This window comes from Vibrio sp. 1F253 (assembly GCF_041439295.1).
Taxonomy (GTDB): Bacteria; Pseudomonadota; Gammaproteobacteria; order Enterobacterales; family Vibrionaceae; genus Vibrio; species Vibrio tasmaniensis_A.
Window position 1 is genome coordinate 89,198 of the sequence record NZ_JBGONU010000003.1, and the last position, 15,713, is coordinate 104,910.

Here is a 15,713-nt window from a genome sequence, read left to right on the forward strand (position 1 = left end):
TATCAAGCAAAGCCTTTATCTCTAATAACAAGTCTCCGTGGCCAAACCTCTAGGAATAGACCTTTAGATCTTACAAACTAGAGCTCAGAGCGAAAGCTGGGGATTAAACCTTAAACTGCTTAATCTTACCGTCTAGCTCTTGTGCGTTGCTTTCCATGATCTCAGAAGTCTCGAGAAGCTCACCCACCACCACTACGGAGGCTTCAACAAGCTCACGAACATTGGTCAGGTTGACACTCATCTCTTCCGCGACACTAGTTTGTTGGCCCGCAGCAGTCGCGATCTGGAAGTTCATATCATTAATCTGGTTTACCTGACTTACGATGCCATCAAGCTCAGAACCAGCGTTAGTCACTAGGTCTACGCCTTCAGCGGCTTCAACAACACTCTTTTCCATCAGCTCTACTGCCGAGTTAGCACTGCTTTGTAGATGGCTAATCATATCTTGAATTTCTACTGTCGCTTGCTGAGTACGTTGCGCAAGGTTACGAACCTCATCGGCAACAACCGCAAAACCACGTCCCGCTTCACCTGCACGCGCGGCTTCAATCGCTGCGTTCAAAGCCAATAGATTGGTTTGCTCTGAAATGCCTTGGATAGTACCAACCACACTGCCAATCGAGTCTACGCGCTCTTCTACTTGGTTTACCGCTGCTGCAGAGGCTGCGATGTCCGAAGAAAGCTCACTCATCTTAGAAACAGAACCTTGAACGAACTTCTGACCTGTTAGTGCTTGACCTGATGCTTGCTCAGTAAGAGAAGAAGCACTTTGCGCGTGCTCAGCCACGGTTTGCACAGTAGACGTCATCTCGCTCATTGCTGTCGCTAGTTGGTCGATTTCGTTAAATTCTTCCTGAGCTGAATCTTTGGTTTCGGACATGCTGATGGTCATCACTTCCGTCAGGGCAAACAACTCATCAGAAGAGGCCACCTGAGTTTTGATCATGTCATTCAACTGGACTCGAGTTTTTTCGAGTTCTCGTGCCACATCACCGTATTCATCTTTACAGTCCATTTCAATCGGCACTGATAGGTTCTTATCGGCCATCGTTTTAATGGCGTCATTGAGGTATTGAGTTTGGCGAAGCATAACGCGCGCTGCCGCCAATAGAAGAACCACAAACACAATGATCATCAAGGCTGTTTGCCAAGCCACTTGAACTAGGTAAGTCTCGTAATGCTGCTGTGCAACTTGTGCATTGTTGGTGACTGCAAGTAATGAATCGTAAAACGCACTTGCGTCCCATAGCTGCTTCGAAATAATCAAGATAGTGCTGAAAACCATCAGCATGATCATTTTTGGAACGAGACGGATGTCCGAGATAATCCTTTCCCACGGCTTGAATGACAGTTTAGTCATTGTCAGTTCTCCATTAACTCTTATATATTGATGGCTTCTATATCCGCGAGATGGCTATATCAGTCAAAGTTCGCGATTTATTTTGAGCCTCGTATGAATGTTAAATAGTATCAAAGACACCACTAAGCCGATGAGCTTATTATCACTGATTCTCTCTTTCTTAGCGTTATTTGTGATCTCAGGCTTATTGTTTGCACCGATTGATAAAGAATCGAAACAAGTTCTTATCGGCCTGGACTTTATAATCTGTAGCGTTTTTCTTTTTCAGCTCACTATTGATCTATTCAGATCACAAAATAAGAAAGAATATCTAAAAGTACACTGGATCGATTTCTTGGCAAGCATCCCTATGGTCGAGCCACTTCGATTCGCTCGCATTTTTCAGATCTTGCGCGTGATTCTCGTTCTTCGGTCAGGAAAACGTGTTTTCAGAGAGCTGTTTCGCAATCGAAAAGAAACGACACTCGCCTCGATTATTCTGCTGCTGGTTATTCTCCTGACCATAGGTGCAGGAACAATACTGCTGCTAGAGCACAAGGATCCCAATGCCAACATTACCACTGGCCAAGATGCTTTATGGTGGGCTTTCGTAACGATTAGTACCGTGGGGTACGGCGATCATTATCCAGTGACGAGCTCAGGCAAGTTAGTCGCTTCTCTGGTGATCATTTGTGGTGTGGGTGTTTTTGGTATGATTTCAGGGTTGATTACTTCTTTGATCACCTCTCCAACTCGCCATGACAATCAACGAGCTGAAAACAAAGAGAAGCACCTTGAGAAGATCATTGAGCAACAACAGAAAATTCTCGAACGACTAGAAAAGCTGGAACAACAAACAAAAAAATAGGGCCGAAGCCCTATTTTCAATTTCATGTTGTTATGAAACTCAGTCTTGCCAATACGGCTCAACTTCTACACTTATTTGGCGTGTCTGTTCCATCGCATGCAGAATAGACACCTCTTGACGAGCTAACCAACGCTCTAGCTGAACCTTCTCATCGCCTTCTAACTTCTCAGTCAAAGGCTCTAATGTTTTAAGTGCCAGCAAATCGTCAATACCTTGCACCATATCGGCCCATGGCAAGCGGAAACTGTTTCGTTCATCGTCATCATACAAACTCGCGAAACCAACACCAGAATATAGGTTTCTCATCAAACGATATTGCTGTTCAATATACGCTTGGCTAGTCATCACTCGCTCTGGCGGGAAAGCTTCCATCAAGTCGGCCCATGTGCGATCGAGTTGCTTAACCGAAAACCATTCGATACCACGTGCCATTTGTTCACGTGCTTTTTCGTCTAAGAATGGTTGCCAGCCACGAGACAAGATCCAGCGACTCAGATCTAGCAACAAACCAGTGTAACGAGCAGAGCTCAACAGGGTAAGCAGTTCTTCGCGATCGGGAAGTTGCTCTTGCATCTCTTTAAGTTCAGCGACCAAAAACTTACGCGCATCCAATTTACGCAGTACGTGGCCTTTATCTTCGAGCAAATCTTCGAAGTGGTCATAGCTTTTTAGCCAGTCGAGTTCTTGCTCAAGCCACTTAAGCTCTTGGCGTAAAATAGCACTCGCGCGTCTTGGGACAATGCCACCATAGATGGTGAAGGTTTGACGAATAAAACTCAGCGAGTGACTGATCTCATGTAACGCTTCAATGGATTGGCGCTCGGTGAAGATCTGCTCGTGATAATGCCAATGAGCGAGAGCATGCTCTAAAGATTGAATGAAACACGATTCAACAGTATCACTTTTAGCAGTATCAACTAAGGTCAAAGGAGTGACTTCATCTCCTTGATAACCTTGAGCAAGGCGGTAACCCTTAGCGGCTTTGCTTAGATTACCTAAACGCATGCCACCTTGTTCACAGAATTGACGAGACAGTGTAAACAGAGCATCTGTTTGACCGGACTTAAGTTCCAATTCGACTTCACAAATCGGTTCTTGCAGTTCGCCTGATTCAACAAAACCTTGATCGAATGCGACCTCGACTTGACTGCCATCAGGCATACCAATCAACCACTGCTCACGTGTGAAGTTGGTAGAAAATAGAGGAGTCAACTCAGCTTGCAGCGTTTCGATGTCTTTACCCGCTGGCCAGATGTCCTCTGGATGTAGGGCTAGCTTAGGTTCATTGCTGTCATGTTCTGCATTGTATTCAGGCCTTTGATGCAGGCCTGCAACCACACGACCAGCCGTCTTTACGGTTTGTACAAATACGTCATCAAAGCGTCGAATGCGCAAGCCAGTATCGTGCTTACGTAACCAGTTATCGGGGGTGTCAAAGTAGATGTTACCTAGCTCACGACAACTGTGCTGAAGTACTTTAGTTTCAGCAATTTTATTGCGTAAAGTCTCTGAAAAATCAGGAGAAACAAAAAACTTCAGTTCTATCTCGGTTTCCATAGTTATACCTTTCTGTGAAGATAGGGACAGGATATTGCCAATTTGAAAACTCAGCAAGTCAGAAATATCGCCCTTATGATGATCTAAAACAGTTTTAATGAGACATTGATTAGGTTAACATGCGCGACTTTGTAGCCATCGCTTAACATTTCACCATGAATATGGTGTATGTTGTTTTAAGGTTATTATTTATTAGGTTGGATGACCATGCCAGTAAATACAATTATGGGGTTATTTGCAAAGTCCCCAATTAAACCTTTGCAGCGTCACGTAGTATGCGTGAACGAATGTTGTTCTCACCTAGTTAATTTCTTTGAAGTTTCTTCAAAAGGTGACTGGGAGAAAGCATCAGAAATTCGAGCTCAAATTTCTCACCTTGAGAAAGAAGCTGACGTACTAAAACGTGAAATTCGCCTTAAACTTCCTCGCGGTTTGTTTATGCCAGTTGATCGCACCGATATGTTGGAGCTATTAACTCAACAAGACAAACTAGCAAACCTAGCGAAAGACATTGCTGGCCGTGTATATGGTCGTCAACTTGTCATTCCTGCTCCTATGCAAGAAAACTTCATCGCTTACGTTAAACGTTGTCTAGATGCAGCGAACCAAGCACAAAACGTAATCAATGAACTAGACGAGTTACTTGAAACGGGCTTTAAAGGCCGTGAAGTAACACTCGTTGCTGAAATGATTCATCAATTAGATGTAATTGAAGATGACACGGACGCGATGCAGATCGAACTACGCCAACAACTAATGGCGATTGAAGATGGTCTGAATCCAGTTGATATCATGTTCTTATACAAAATTCTTGAATGGGTTGGTGGTATTGCAGATCAAGCACAGCGTGTAGGCGCTCGTCTTGAAGTAATGCTTTCTCGATCTTAAATCATACGTTAACTATATAACGAAGAGCATTTTTTGAACAAACCACTTATGCGCTGAGTATTTCTCTCGCTGAGCGGTTTTTTGCGTCTAAATTTGTTCCGCTTGTTATCAAACAACTAGGTATTACGATGGATATCCTTGCTAACTACGGCACTGTCCTGATTATTGTTGCAGCAGCTTTCGGTTTCTTGATGGCTATTGGTATTGGTGCAAATGACGTTGCGAACGCAATGGGCACTTCAGTAGGCTCTAAAGCTCTAACCGTTAAACAAGCGATCATTATCGCAATGATCTTTGAATTCGCAGGTGCTTACCTTGCGGGCGGCGAAGTAACAGACACGATCCGTAAAGGTGTTATCGAAACATCTCTGTTTGCAGATCAACCTGACGTACTTGTGTACGGTATGATGTCTGCACTACTCGCTGCTGGTACATGGCTACTTCTAGCTTCATACATGGGCTGGCCAGTATCAACGACTCACTCCATCATCGGTGCAATCATCGGTTTTGCTTGTGTGTCTGTGGGTACTGAAGCTGTAGATTGGAACAGTGTTCAAGGCATTGTGGGAAGTTGGATTGTCACACCATTGATTTCCGGTATCTTCGCCTATCTCATATTTGTCAGTGCCCAGCGACTGATATTTGATACAGAAAACCCGCTATTCAATGCAAAGCGTTTTGTACCGGTATACATGTTCATCACTACAATGGTCATTGCACTTGTAACGATCAAGAAAGGTCTTAAGCACGTAGGCCTTCATCTAACCGGTACTGAAGCATGGTTATGGGCTGCAGGTGTTTCTGCTGTCGTCATGATTGGCGGTTACTTATACATTCAGAAGAAGTTTGCTAACCGCGAAGAAGACCACGGTTTTACTGGCGTAGAAGGTATCTTCAGCGTACTAATGGTTATCACAGCTTGTGCAATGGCATTCGCACACGGTTCAAACGATGTTGCCAACGCGATTGGTCCACTATCAGCGGTTGTTTCAACGGTTGAGCACATGGGCGAAATCTCAGGCAAGAGCACTATCGCATGGTGGATTCTTCCACTAGGTGGTATTGGTATCGTTGTTGGTCTTGCAACAATGGGGCATAAAGTAATGGCAACCGTTGGTACTGGTATTACAGAACTAACTCCTAGCCGTGGCTTTGCAGCTCAACTAGCGACCGCGTGTACGGTTGTACTTGCTTCTGGTACTGGCCTTCCGATTTCAACCACGCAAACATTGGTTGGTGCGGTATTAGGTGTAGGCTTTGCTCGTGGTATCGCAGCTCTAAACTTAGGCGTTGTGCGTAACATCGTAGCTTCTTGGATTGTGACGTTACCTGCAGGTGCTCTACTTGCTGTTGTATTCTTCTACGCAATTCAGGCTATGTTTACTATGTAATAGCCCTGACGCTAGTCAATATTAGCGTCAGAAAACGGTGAGCTTCAGTAAAGATATGTAAATACCATGTCATTATTGACTCAAACGCACAGAAAGGGAGGCTTTGCCTCCCTTCTTTGTTGCACCATATAAAAAAACTAAATATTATTTGCTCATTGAGGCTGACTCATACGCCTACTCAATTTGAATCGTTAAAGGATTTACTGTGAAAAAACTGATTAGCTTAGTTTTGTTCGCAATGCTTGCGGCTCCAGCTGCCTTTGCTCAAGACCGTTATATTGCTGACAAACTATTTACTTATATGCACTCTGGCCCAAACAATACTTTCCGTATCATAGGTAGTATTGATGCCGGCGAGAAAATCACCTACCTGCAAACTAACAAGAGCACGGGTTACACTCAGGTTCAAGATAGCCGAGGACGTAAAGGTTGGGTTGAGAGTAAGTTCGTAAGCACAAAAGAAAGTATGGCGCTGCGCATGCCTAAGCTAGAGAAAGAACTCTCTGAAGTAAAAGGCAAGCTGGCAAATGCTCGCCAAAGTGCTGATAGCGAAAAAGCAGGTCTCGCAAGCTCTCTAGACTCTCGTAACAAGCAGATTGCTGAACTAGAGCAGAACTACAGTGAGATTAGCCAACAGCTAACGAGCTCTCAAACTGAGAACCGTCAACTACGCGCTAAGCTAGATACTCAAAAAGATGACTTACTATTGAAGTACTTCATGTACGGTGGTGGTGTTGCTGGTATTGGTCTACTTCTTGGCCTTGTTCTGCCACACATCATGCCTCGTCGTAGAAAGTCACCAAACGGCTGGGCGTAAGCCTCGCATTTGCTACAGTAGGTTCAGTATCGAATATCAAAAAGGAGCACCGAGGTGCTCCTTTTTATTTGTCTGGATTTATCATTCAAGTCACAGCGCTAACATCAATCACAGTAAGTAATATCGATAGTACTAACCTTTCCACTCATACAAAGCTGGGATTTCTATTTTCTGCTGATTGAATTCAATGATTACCGATTGTGGTTTAATCTCAAGCAACTGAATACCCCGCTCGATCCATTCCCCTTGAGCAACTTCATGTCCATTCACTTTTACCCAACGCTTAGTTTCGCTACTCGAGTACATGTGAGTTTGTAAGTCTAACTTAGGTAATACACCAGACAATCTATTGCCATGTGTTTCTAAACCGATGACCTGAGAATCCCTATTCCCCACAGGTCTAGAATCCATCGGTTCAGGTGAAACCGACTGCTCTCCCATCATTGATTCAAGCTTCAACGCTAAATCGGGTGGCAACTCGGTGAGGTCTAACCCTTTCAGTAAATCACGGTCCGATTGCAGCGTGGCATTATCATTATTCGTTCCAGGTTGAACTGACGGTTCAATAGATAATGGCTCTAAATTCGTTGCGGCTTGATTACTAGTATCTACATTTGCCAATATCGCTTTTGAGTCACTAGCGATATTACCGATGTCGGTGCCCATCTTTGCATGTATCTCTTGACGCGGTAGTGCTTTCAAAAGCTGGCTTACCGGTGCCGAGCGAACAGAGAATAATGCTTCATCGTCTGCATCCACTGACACTGCATCCACACTGGCAATGCCAGAACCGGCAATTTGAGGCTCAAAGTCTGATTGAAGCTTTGATTCAGGCAGAGCTCCGGAGGCAACGGGGCTAGCCGAGCCTTGCTGCTGTTGATTATACGACTGATAAACCAGAACGCCGCCCACCAATAAAGAAGGCACCAAGACAAGGACCAGTCCCATTGTTAACGATAAACCTCGTTTGTTGCTAATCCCTTTAGCAGAACTAGGCACGTGATGGTTTTGGTAACCTTTAAAGCTAGGTTTATTATTAGAAGACTGTTTAAGCTCGTGCATAATACGTGACATTAGCTTTCGCCTCCTTCTAATGACATCAACTTAGGCGAGTCGAGTTGAGCTAATCTCTGCAACCTTGCTAAGGTGCGCTTACCTGCGATGCCATCAACAGACATACCCTGCCAAGTTTGAAACGCTTCGATTTTCATTTTCAATTCATAGTCAAATACATCACTGCCCGATACGTCTTCACCCAAGACTTCTGAAAGCAATAGATCAAGTAAAGCAACCGCCTCACCTTGATAGCCCTCTTTCAGGGTCTCTCTTAGCGGCTGTTTCCAAATCGCGACATAATCACCTTGCCAAATTTGCTTTAAGGTGCGCTTAGGCATCACCAATAGCTTTTCGTTGACTAGGAGCTCAACAGACTCCTCAGACGCGCCATAAAGTACAGCAAACACAGGTTCTTGACCTAATTCCAGATTAAGAACCACGGGAACTCCAAGTTCAATCAAATATTCTAAATTGGCTTGATGTTGCTCACATACAAATACACTTTGTTGTTCACTCAAACATAGCCAATCACGAAGCGAAGATTCATACCCCCAAAGCGTGTATAGGTCCCTAATTGCAAGCGTTTGATTATTCCCTTGCCTTAAGTGATTCTGAACATCTTGTGGTAGTGCAAACTTCGAAGCCTTGAGATCTTGAACCGATATAGATTTATCATCCAATATCGGTGCTTCAGCCACAAATGAGCGTTGAGTATTCGCCGCTACTTCCGTTTTCACTTCACTGGAAGTATCCGCAGGCATCCATGAACTAATATAGGTTGGGGCGAAGTTAAAGGTCGCGATTACAAGGCCGACACTTAATGTGGCAATCCCCGCGTATTGGAGTAATTTTGGGGCTACATGAGTAGCACGAGTTTTCTCGACGTGATACACATCAGCCTGAAAGGCCATGATCTGCTGACAAGCTCGGTTAACCGTTTCATTACTCGGTGATTTATCACCATCATGGAAAGCCAATTGCAGCGCTTTATCACACACCAAGTTAATGAGCCTCGGAATACCATGGGTATATTGGGAGATAAGCTTGATTGAACGATTCGAAAACAACATCTGCTCACCACCAGCCGTTTCCAAACGAAACGCGATGTACTTACCCGTTTCTTCGATATTAAGAGGTAATAAGTGATAGCGACCTGTAATCCGCTGCGCGAGTTGACGTAGCTGTGTGGTTTGTAAGTGTTGCTGTAATTCAGGTTGTCCAACCAACAGCACCTTTAATAGCTTACGACTATCGGTTTCTAAATTGGTCAGAAGGCGTAGCTGCTCCAACACATCAGCTGCAAGGTGTTGGGCTTCATCTATCACCAATAAGGTTTGAATGCCTTCAGCATGGCTATCAAGCAGGAAGTGATGAATTGCCTGACTCAGCTGTTTCAACGACGCTTGTTCAGGGTATTCGACCTCAAACTCATCGCAGATAGCTTCAAGTAAATCTGAATTGGAAAACGTAGGGTTGAGTATAAGGCCAGCTTGAGTCTGATGATCGAGTGATGACAACATCGCTTTGGCGACCGTTGTTTTTCCTGTACCGACCTCACCAGTAAGCATCGCAAAGCCCCCACCTTCGCCTAAACCGGCTTGTAGGTTCTGCATCGCTTCTTGGTGACGCTGACTCAAAAACAAATAGCGAGAATTTGGTACAATCGAAAATGGCATCTCAACGAAGCCAAAATATTCCTTATACATGTGCTGCCCTATAATTACGATTAATGGAAAGTACCATTGCTCGCAGTAAAGTCCAGCAGTGATAAAACATTTCGAGGTGATAAGTTGCAAATATACGATAGCCTACCAAAATACAATGGGCTACAGCGCTATCTAGTCGGTGGAGCGGTACGCGATAAGCTGCTCAATATTGATAGTTATGATAGAGATTGGGTCGTGGTAGGAAGTACCCCTCAGGAGATGGAAAGCCTTGGCTTTACTGCTGTCGGGAAAGATTTCCCTGTATTCTTACATCCAAAAACCAAAGAAGAGCACGCACTGGCTCGCACTGAGAAAAAATCCGGTTCGGGTTATACCGGTTTCGAATGTTACTTTGCACCAGATGTGAGTTTGGAAGAAGATCTCATGCGTCGAGATCTAACGATCAACGCCATCGCTCAAGATGACAAAGGCCAACTTTACGATCCTTACCATGGCCAAAAAGATCTCTCTGATCGTATTCTAAGGCACGTCTCGGATGCCTTTGTTGAAGATCCTCTTCGTGTGCTGCGTGTGGCTCGCTTCGCCGCCAAACTCCATCATCTCAACTTCACGGTTGCATCTGAAACCATGGTGATGATGAGTGAGATAGTGCAATCCGGTGAACTGGCACACCTCACTGCAGAGCGAGTTTGGCAAGAGTGGCATAAATCTCTTAGCACTCCCCACCCTGAAGTGTTCCTTTCTGTATTGAAAGAGTGTGGTGCATTGGCTGTTGTATTGCCTGAGATTGACGCTCTATTTGGCGTCCCTCAACCTGAAAAATGGCACCCTGAGATCGACACGGGCATTCACACGCTAATGGTGGCTCAACAAGCTGCACTACTAAGCCCATCGTTACCAGTACGCTTTGCCGCTCAAGTGCATGACTTAGGTAAAGGCGTCACACCAGAAAGCGAGTGGCCAAGCCACAAAATGCATTGTCATACTGGCTTGAAGATCATCAAGAAGCTGTGTGAAAGAGTCAGAGTGCCTAATGAATTCAGAAACCTCGCGTTGTTAGTGTGCGAGCAGCATTCCAATATCCATCGTGCAGGCGAGCTAAAGCCAACCACCTTCCTCAAGGTTCTCAACAAGTTCGATGTTTGGCGTAAGCCAGATAGACTCGACGATATACTGCTTTGCTGCCAGGCCGATCACGCAGGCCGAAAAGGATTAGAAAATCAGCCGTATCCTCAAAAAGCGCGTTTTGAAGTGGCTTACCAAGCAGCACTTCAAGTCGAAGTTAAAGCGATTATTGCCGATGGTTTTCAAGGTAAAGACATTCGAGAAGAACAAGAGAAGCGCAGAGCTGCCGCGATTGAGATTGCCCTATTAGAACTCGCTGATAATTGATCGTAATAACACTGGTTACCATGCATTAAAAAACCCGCGACTAAGCGGGTTTTTCCGTTTCAATCTGTAGGACGAAACATTTGTCTTCGTAAGTCGAGCGCTACTGCATCATCAAGAAAGCAAATAGACCAAAACCTAAAATCAGGCGGTAGATAACGAACGGCGTCATACCCATACGAGAGATAAGCTTCAAGAAGAAGTGAATACAGATATAAGCACTAATGAAAGAAACCACGATTCCCGTTAGCAAAGTACCAACATGGATTGGATCACCACTGGTCACTAACTTCAGGCCCAAATAACCACCAGCCAGAGTGATGATTGGGATAGACATCAAGAAAGAGAATCGAGCCGCCGCTTCACGTGTGAAACCAAGGTAAAGTGCTGCGGTAATCGTCGCGCCAGAACGAGACGTACCAGGGATGATAGCCATTGCTTGAGCAAGACCAATAAACAGCGCCTTTTTCCAACCCGCTTGGTATTCGTCATCACGCAGGCTTGAGTTCTTATCCACCCACCATAGCAACAGACCAAAGATAATGGTGGTCGTCGCTATCACCCATGCACTGCGCAAGTAAAGCTCAACAATATCTTTCATCAACAAACCAAAGATACACGCAGGAATCGTCGCGAGAATGATCATCCACGCCAGCTTTGCTTCTTTACTGCGATCGCCTTTAAACACTGAACCAAAAAATGCGCTCAACAGAGAGACCACTTCTTTGCGAAAATAGATAACGACAGCTGCCAAAGTACCGACATGGACCGCCACATCAAAAGCCAAGCCTTGATCTTCCCAACCTAAAACAGCCGAAGGAAGGATTAAGTGTGCAGAACTGGAAATAGGTAAAAACTCAGTAAAGCCTTGCACCAACGCCAACATAAACGCTTCAAAATAACTCATTACTTACCCTAAAAAATTATAGTGTTATATCAACGACAGAGAGCGTATCTAATTGCTGCATCTTCTGCCATATTTCACTGACGGTTCTTCCATCTTGCGGGATCACTCTCGCAGGACAAAGATCATAAAGTGGTTGTGTTACAAAAGGATATTTATAGATATCACTGCGTGGTAATTCTGGATCGCTCTCTGATACCACCTCTCCAAACAGCACAATATCAAGATCGAGCTTTCGATCTTGAAGCTTATGGGCATCTTGAGGGCGACCCCATTTAAACTCAATTTCACGCAGGTGCTGTGAAAATTCAGTCAATGAGAGTGATGTATCGATCTCAACCACAAAGTTATAAAACGAGTGGCTTTTAAACCCCACAGGCTCACAGTGATAGATCTTAGAGCATTTAAGGTTAGTTCCTAATGATTGAAGCTCTGTCCATGCCACCCTTGCATGCTTGTCGCGGTCTATGTTCGTGCCAACACCAACATAGGCTATTGTCATGCTTGACCTCTTTCGATGATCACACCCACGGCTTTTGCTTGTGGTACTGCACCAGGCTTCGCTAGACGGATTTTAATCCAAGGCACTGAGAACTGAGTCATAATCAATTCAGCAACTTCTTCTGCCACACGCTCAACCAATAGGAATCGGCCATTCACAATGTGGTCAAGTACGGCAGTGCTGACTGTCGAGTAATCCAAAGCATCGACAACATCATCACTCTTACCTGCTGGGCGATTGTCATGAGCCATTTCAATATCAAGCACAAGTTTTTGTTTAATCTCTTGTTCCCAATCGTAAACACCGATCGTTGTAATTACTTCTAGCTGTTCAATGAAAACTTTATCCAGTGCCATGACTTGTCCTTTTAGAGGTCGGATACCCATACCGGGGAAAAAAACGTATTATTTGCGTAATTCCAGATATGATATCAATTACTCTTAGATTGAGCATTATTTTCCCATCGTTAGGCTTATAACTGTTTAAGGAAAAACATGACCCCATTGGCACTCATCATGATTATTGCTGCCTATTTACTAGGTTCAATCTCTAGTGCGGTCTTGATATGCCGAGTCTTAAGACTTCCTGACCCAAGAACTGTGGGGTCCAATAACCCCGGAGCCACCAATGTGCTTCGCGTGGGTGGCAAAGGCGCCGCTGCGGCCGTTCTGCTTTGTGACATGCTTAAAGGCACCATTCCTGTTTGGCTTGGCTACTACCTCAAGATCGATCCCATCATTTTAGGTGTTGTGGCGATCGCAGCCTGTCTTGGTCATATGTATCCAATATTCTTCCACTTTAAAGGTGGTAAAGGCGTCGCAACCGCACTCGGAGCTATCGCCCCAATTGGATTCGATCTAACAGGCATGATCATGGCGACCTGGTTGGTTGTGGCATTTTTGTTTCGTTATTCTTCTTTAGCTGCACTGGTTACTGTGTTGCTCGCACCTTTCTACGCTTGGTTAGTCAAACCTCAATACACACTGCCTGTGGCCATGTTGTGTTGTTTGATCGTCCTACGCCACCACCAGAATATCCGCCGCCTACTCGATGGCAGCGAACCAAAGCTCGGGCAAAAAAAATCGGCTTAAACTGTCATGTCTAAGCCGAACCATTTTTTAAACTAAGATACGTTTGAACCGACGCTAGTCTAATTCGGTCAATACCATTCGTTCTTTCATTGCTTACAGCAGATGTTTATCTAAAAACGTCTTCAGCATTGTGTTCACAAACTCTGGTTGCTCTAGCGAACTAATGTGACCAGCACCAGGAATCACCACCAACTCACTGCCCGTAATACAATCGTGCATTAGGTATGATTCCAGTGCTGGACGTGGCTTGTCTTCTTGTCCAACAGCGATCAAAACCGGCAGTGCAAAGCTCTCTACTGCTTCAATCATATCGCGACGTCCAAAGACCATTCGACCGATTCGAGCCACTTCTTCAGCGTTCTCACCCTTAAGAGCTGATAATTTCTGAGTAAAGCCTTCCACTAAAGCTGGCGTGTTTGTTTGAGCATCATTTGCAAAGAACAATGGAACAACCGCTTCAACAATCGGTTGAGGAACCATCTTGGTTTGAGTAATGGTGTCTAACATGCTGAAGTATTTAGCATGAGCAACTTCTGGTTCTAGGCCTACGAAAGTGTCCATTAGAACCAAAGACTTGATACGTGCAGGTGCAAGTTCCGCTAACTCGGTTCCCCACATACCACCAACCGATAAACCGACTACGGAGAATTCTTCGATTTCTAAATGATCAAGTAGATCCAAAATGTGTTGAGCGTAATCTTTTAAGTTGCGCATCGAGCTCGGCGCGGCTTGTGATTCACCATGAGACCAAAGCTCTGGAACAATACAGCGATACTGAGTTTTTAATGCATCGATCTGCGGCTTCCACATTGCACTGTCCCAAAGGTAGCTGTGGCCTAATACAACAACAGGGCCTTGACCTTCATCTAGGTACGTCATCGATTGATTGTCTACTGTGAACTTGTTCATTTTCTTCCCTAATCTCTATCAGCAATTATTTATCGACATACAGTCGGTAAGCTAGGATATAAAAACGGCCGCACTCAGCGACCGTTTATCGAAATACTATGGTTTATTTGGCGATTGGTTATGATTAAACAATCGGCTCTAGCTGGTCAATTGGCCAACGCGGTGTGGCATGGACAGATAAATCAGCCGTTTCACCATTCTTCAGGCGCTGCATGCCCGCATAAGCGATCATCGCACCGTTATCTGTACAGAACTCAGTGCGTGGGTAGTACACCTCTCCACCGATTTTCTTGGCTAATGCTTCAAGCTCAACTCGTAGTTGTTTGTTGGCACTCACACCGCCAGCAATCACGATACGTTTCATACCCGTCTCTACCAACGCACGCTTACACTTGATTACCAAGGTCGCACAAACCGCTTCTTGGAACGCATAAGCGATGTCAGCACGAGTTTGGTCATCATTGTCATTAGCACGAATGGTATTTGCCGCGAACGTTTTCAAGCCCGAAAAGCTCATATCTAGACCCGGACGATCGGTCATTGGACGTGGGAACTTAAAACGACCTGGCGTGCCTTTTTCTGCGAGTCGAGATAGCAGTGGACCACCTGGGTAATCTAAGCCCATTAGCTTCGCGGTTTTATCAAACGCTTCACCCGCCGCATCATCAATCGATTCACCAAGAATTCGGTATTCACCAATGCCTTTCACTTCTACCATCATGGTATGACCGCCAGAAACCAGCAGAGCAACAAATGGGAATGGTGGAGGATTATCTTCTAGCATTGGCGCAAGAAGGTGACCTTCCATATGGTGCACTGGCACAGCAGGCACGCCCCACGCATAGGCAATACTGCGACCAATCGTTGCGCCCACAAGCAATGCACCAACCAAACCAGGGCCAGCCGTGTAAGCCACGCCATCAATATCTTTCGACGTTAGGTTCGCTTCTGCCAATGCCGCTTTAATCAGTGGAATGGTTTTTTTTACGTGGTCACGCGACGCTAGCTCAGGTACCACACCACCGTAATCGGCGTGCAGCTTTACTTGGCTGTATAACTGATGAGAAAGCAGCCCTTGCTCATCATCATAAATTGCGATTCCTGTTTCATCACAAGAGGTTTCAATACCAATAATGCGCATAATTTTCTCGGCACGCTTTCGTCTAAAATGGGAAATTAGCGCAATATTACCCTGCCTAAGCTCTTCAAACAAATATTGTACAGACTATAATCGACAAAGTGCTTTACAAAGCCACTGTGATCGGATTAAAATTCCGCACCATTTTTGATCAAGCTGGTTAATGACCAAACGCGAATAGAGAGTTAGCTCGATGG

15 protein-coding genes are annotated in these 15,713 nt (G+C 44.9%); 6 read left to right on the forward strand and 9 right to left on the reverse strand.

What is annotated here, in order from left to right:
• Positions 1–103: 103 nt before the first annotated feature.
• Complete coding sequence (locus ACED28_RS02575) at positions 104–1,360, reverse strand: methyl-accepting chemotaxis protein (RefSeq protein ID WP_017098291.1); 1,257 nt, start codon at positions 1,358–1,360, stop codon at positions 104–106.
• Between the two features lie 97 nt (positions 1,361–1,457).
• Between ACED28_RS02575 and ACED28_RS02580 the strand changes: the two genes are divergently transcribed.
• On the forward strand, positions 1,458–2,207 hold the full coding sequence (locus ACED28_RS02580) for a potassium channel family protein (RefSeq protein ID WP_017098290.1): 750 nt from the start codon (positions 1,458–1,460) through the stop codon (positions 2,205–2,207).
• 39 nt (positions 2,208–2,246) lie between these two features.
• On the opposite strand, the gene ACED28_RS02585 is transcribed toward ACED28_RS02580, so the two are convergent.
• Positions 2,247–3,764, reverse strand: coding sequence for an inorganic triphosphatase (locus ACED28_RS02585; RefSeq protein WP_017100420.1), 1,518 nt, complete (start codon positions 3,762–3,764; stop codon positions 2,247–2,249).
• 207 nt (positions 3,765–3,971) lie between these two features.
• Between ACED28_RS02585 and ACED28_RS02590 the strand changes: the two genes are divergently transcribed.
• The 3 genes from ACED28_RS02590 (at position 3,972) to ACED28_RS02600 (ending at position 6,860) form a co-directional block, all read left to right on the forward strand.
• Positions 3,972–4,652 carry a TIGR00153 family protein gene (locus ACED28_RS02590; RefSeq protein WP_029223984.1) on the forward strand — a complete coding sequence of 227 codons (681 nt, stop codon included), beginning with the start codon at positions 3,972–3,974 and terminating at the stop codon, positions 4,650–4,652.
• A 128-nt stretch (positions 4,653–4,780) separates the two neighbouring features.
• Entirely contained in the window at positions 4,781–6,043 is a 1,263-nt protein-coding gene (locus ACED28_RS02595) for an inorganic phosphate transporter (RefSeq protein WP_012603189.1), read from the forward strand.
• A gap of 205 nt (positions 6,044–6,248) precedes the next feature.
• Complete coding sequence (locus ACED28_RS02600) at positions 6,249–6,860, forward strand: TIGR04211 family SH3 domain-containing protein (protein ID WP_017098289.1); 612 nt, start codon at positions 6,249–6,251, stop codon at positions 6,858–6,860.
• 132 nt (positions 6,861–6,992) lie between these two features.
• Here ACED28_RS02600 and ACED28_RS02605 read toward each other — a convergent pair whose 3' ends face one another.
• Positions 6,993–7,934 carry a general secretion pathway protein GspB gene (locus tag ACED28_RS02605; RefSeq protein ID WP_371709210.1) on the reverse strand — a complete coding sequence of 314 codons (942 nt, stop codon included), beginning with the start codon at positions 7,932–7,934 and terminating at the stop codon, positions 6,993–6,995.
• Positions 7,934–9,622, reverse strand: a complete 1,689-nt coding sequence (locus tag ACED28_RS02610) for an AAA family ATPase (protein WP_371709211.1) — start codon at positions 9,620–9,622, stop codon at positions 7,934–7,936. The genes ACED28_RS02605 and ACED28_RS02610 overlap by 1 nt, the downstream gene beginning before the upstream one ends.
• 36 nt (positions 9,623–9,658) lie before the next feature.
• Between ACED28_RS02610 and ACED28_RS02615 the strand changes: the two genes are divergently transcribed.
• Entirely contained in the window at positions 9,659–10,975 is a 1,317-nt protein-coding gene (locus ACED28_RS02615; RefSeq protein ID WP_371709212.1) for a multifunctional CCA addition/repair protein, read from the forward strand.
• Positions 10,976–11,075: 100 nt separating this feature from the next.
• Here ACED28_RS02615 and ACED28_RS02620 read toward each other — a convergent pair whose 3' ends face one another.
• The 3 genes from ACED28_RS02620 to folB are packed head-to-tail and all read right to left on the reverse strand — an operon-like array spanning position 11,076 to position 12,734.
• Positions 11,076–11,879, reverse strand: a complete 804-nt coding sequence (locus ACED28_RS02620) for an undecaprenyl-diphosphate phosphatase (protein WP_004735967.1) — start codon at positions 11,877–11,879, stop codon at positions 11,076–11,078.
• Positions 11,880–11,895: 16 nt separating this feature from the next.
• Positions 11,896–12,378 carry a 2-amino-4-hydroxy-6-hydroxymethyldihydropteridine diphosphokinase gene (gene folK / locus ACED28_RS02625; protein WP_012603184.1) on the reverse strand — a complete coding sequence of 161 codons (483 nt, stop codon included), beginning with the start codon at positions 12,376–12,378 and terminating at the stop codon, positions 11,896–11,898.
• Complete coding sequence (gene folB, locus ACED28_RS02630; protein WP_102579566.1) at positions 12,375–12,734, reverse strand: dihydroneopterin aldolase; 360 nt, start codon at positions 12,732–12,734, stop codon at positions 12,375–12,377. Before folB ends, folK begins: the two co-directional genes overlap by 4 nt.
• A 138-nt stretch (positions 12,735–12,872) precedes the next feature.
• Between folB and plsY the strand changes: the two genes are divergently transcribed.
• Positions 12,873–13,469: a glycerol-3-phosphate 1-O-acyltransferase PlsY gene (gene plsY, locus ACED28_RS02635; protein ID WP_009847793.1), complete on the forward strand. Its 597-nt coding sequence runs from the start codon at positions 12,873–12,875 to the stop codon at positions 13,467–13,469.
• 93 nt (positions 13,470–13,562) lie between these two features.
• Here the strand turns inward: plsY and ACED28_RS02640 are convergent, their stop codons facing one another.
• Both ACED28_RS02640 and tsaD read right to left on the reverse strand, forming a co-directional pair.
• Complete coding sequence (locus ACED28_RS02640; RefSeq protein WP_135384547.1) at positions 13,563–14,378, reverse strand: alpha/beta fold hydrolase; 816 nt, start codon at positions 14,376–14,378, stop codon at positions 13,563–13,565.
• Between the two features lie 124 nt (positions 14,379–14,502).
• Positions 14,503–15,519 (reverse strand): tRNA (adenosine(37)-N6)-threonylcarbamoyltransferase complex transferase subunit TsaD, encoded by a 1,017-nt coding sequence (tsaD, locus tag ACED28_RS02645; RefSeq protein WP_009847795.1) that lies wholly within the window; start codon positions 15,517–15,519, stop codon positions 14,503–14,505.
• Positions 15,520–15,713 lie beyond the last annotated feature (194 nt).

Bases quoted from the DNA above. Each gene is read 5' to 3' on its own strand.
- ACED28_RS02580 (WP_017098290.1), top strand. From the start codon at position 1,458: ATGTTAAATAGTATCAAAGACACCACTAAGCCGATGAGCTTATTATCA.
- ACED28_RS02585 (WP_017100420.1), bottom strand. From the start codon at position 3,764: ATGGAAACCGAGATAGAACTGAAGTTTTTTGTTTCTCCTGATTTTTCA.
- plsY (WP_009847793.1), top strand. From the start codon at position 12,873: ATGACCCCATTGGCACTCATCATGATTATTGCTGCCTATTTACTAGGT.
- tsaD (WP_009847795.1), bottom strand. From the start codon at position 15,519: ATGCGCATTATTGGTATTGAAACCTCTTGTGATGAAACAGGAATCGCA.
- ACED28_RS02590 (WP_029223984.1), top strand. From the start codon at position 3,972: ATGCCAGTAAATACAATTATGGGGTTATTTGCAAAGTCCCCAATTAAA.
- ACED28_RS02610 (WP_371709211.1), bottom strand. From the start codon at position 9,622: ATGTATAAGGAATATTTTGGCTTCGTTGAGATGCCATTTTCGATTGTA.
- ACED28_RS02620 (WP_004735967.1), bottom strand. From the start codon at position 11,879: ATGAGTTATTTTGAAGCGTTTATGTTGGCGTTGGTGCAAGGCTTTACT.
- folB (WP_102579566.1), bottom strand. From the start codon at position 12,734: ATGGCACTGGATAAAGTTTTCATTGAACAGCTAGAAGTAATTACAACG.
- ACED28_RS02605 (WP_371709210.1), bottom strand. From the start codon at position 7,934: ATGTCACGTATTATGCACGAGCTTAAACAGTCTTCTAATAATAAACCT.
- folK (WP_012603184.1), bottom strand. From the start codon at position 12,378: ATGACAATAGCCTATGTTGGTGTTGGCACGAACATAGACCGCGACAAG.
- ACED28_RS02595 (WP_012603189.1), top strand. From the start codon at position 4,781: ATGGATATCCTTGCTAACTACGGCACTGTCCTGATTATTGTTGCAGCA.
- ACED28_RS02575 (WP_017098291.1), bottom strand. From the start codon at position 1,360: ATGACTAAACTGTCATTCAAGCCGTGGGAAAGGATTATCTCGGACATC.
- ACED28_RS02640 (WP_135384547.1), bottom strand. From the start codon at position 14,378: ATGAACAAGTTCACAGTAGACAATCAATCGATGACGTACCTAGATGAA.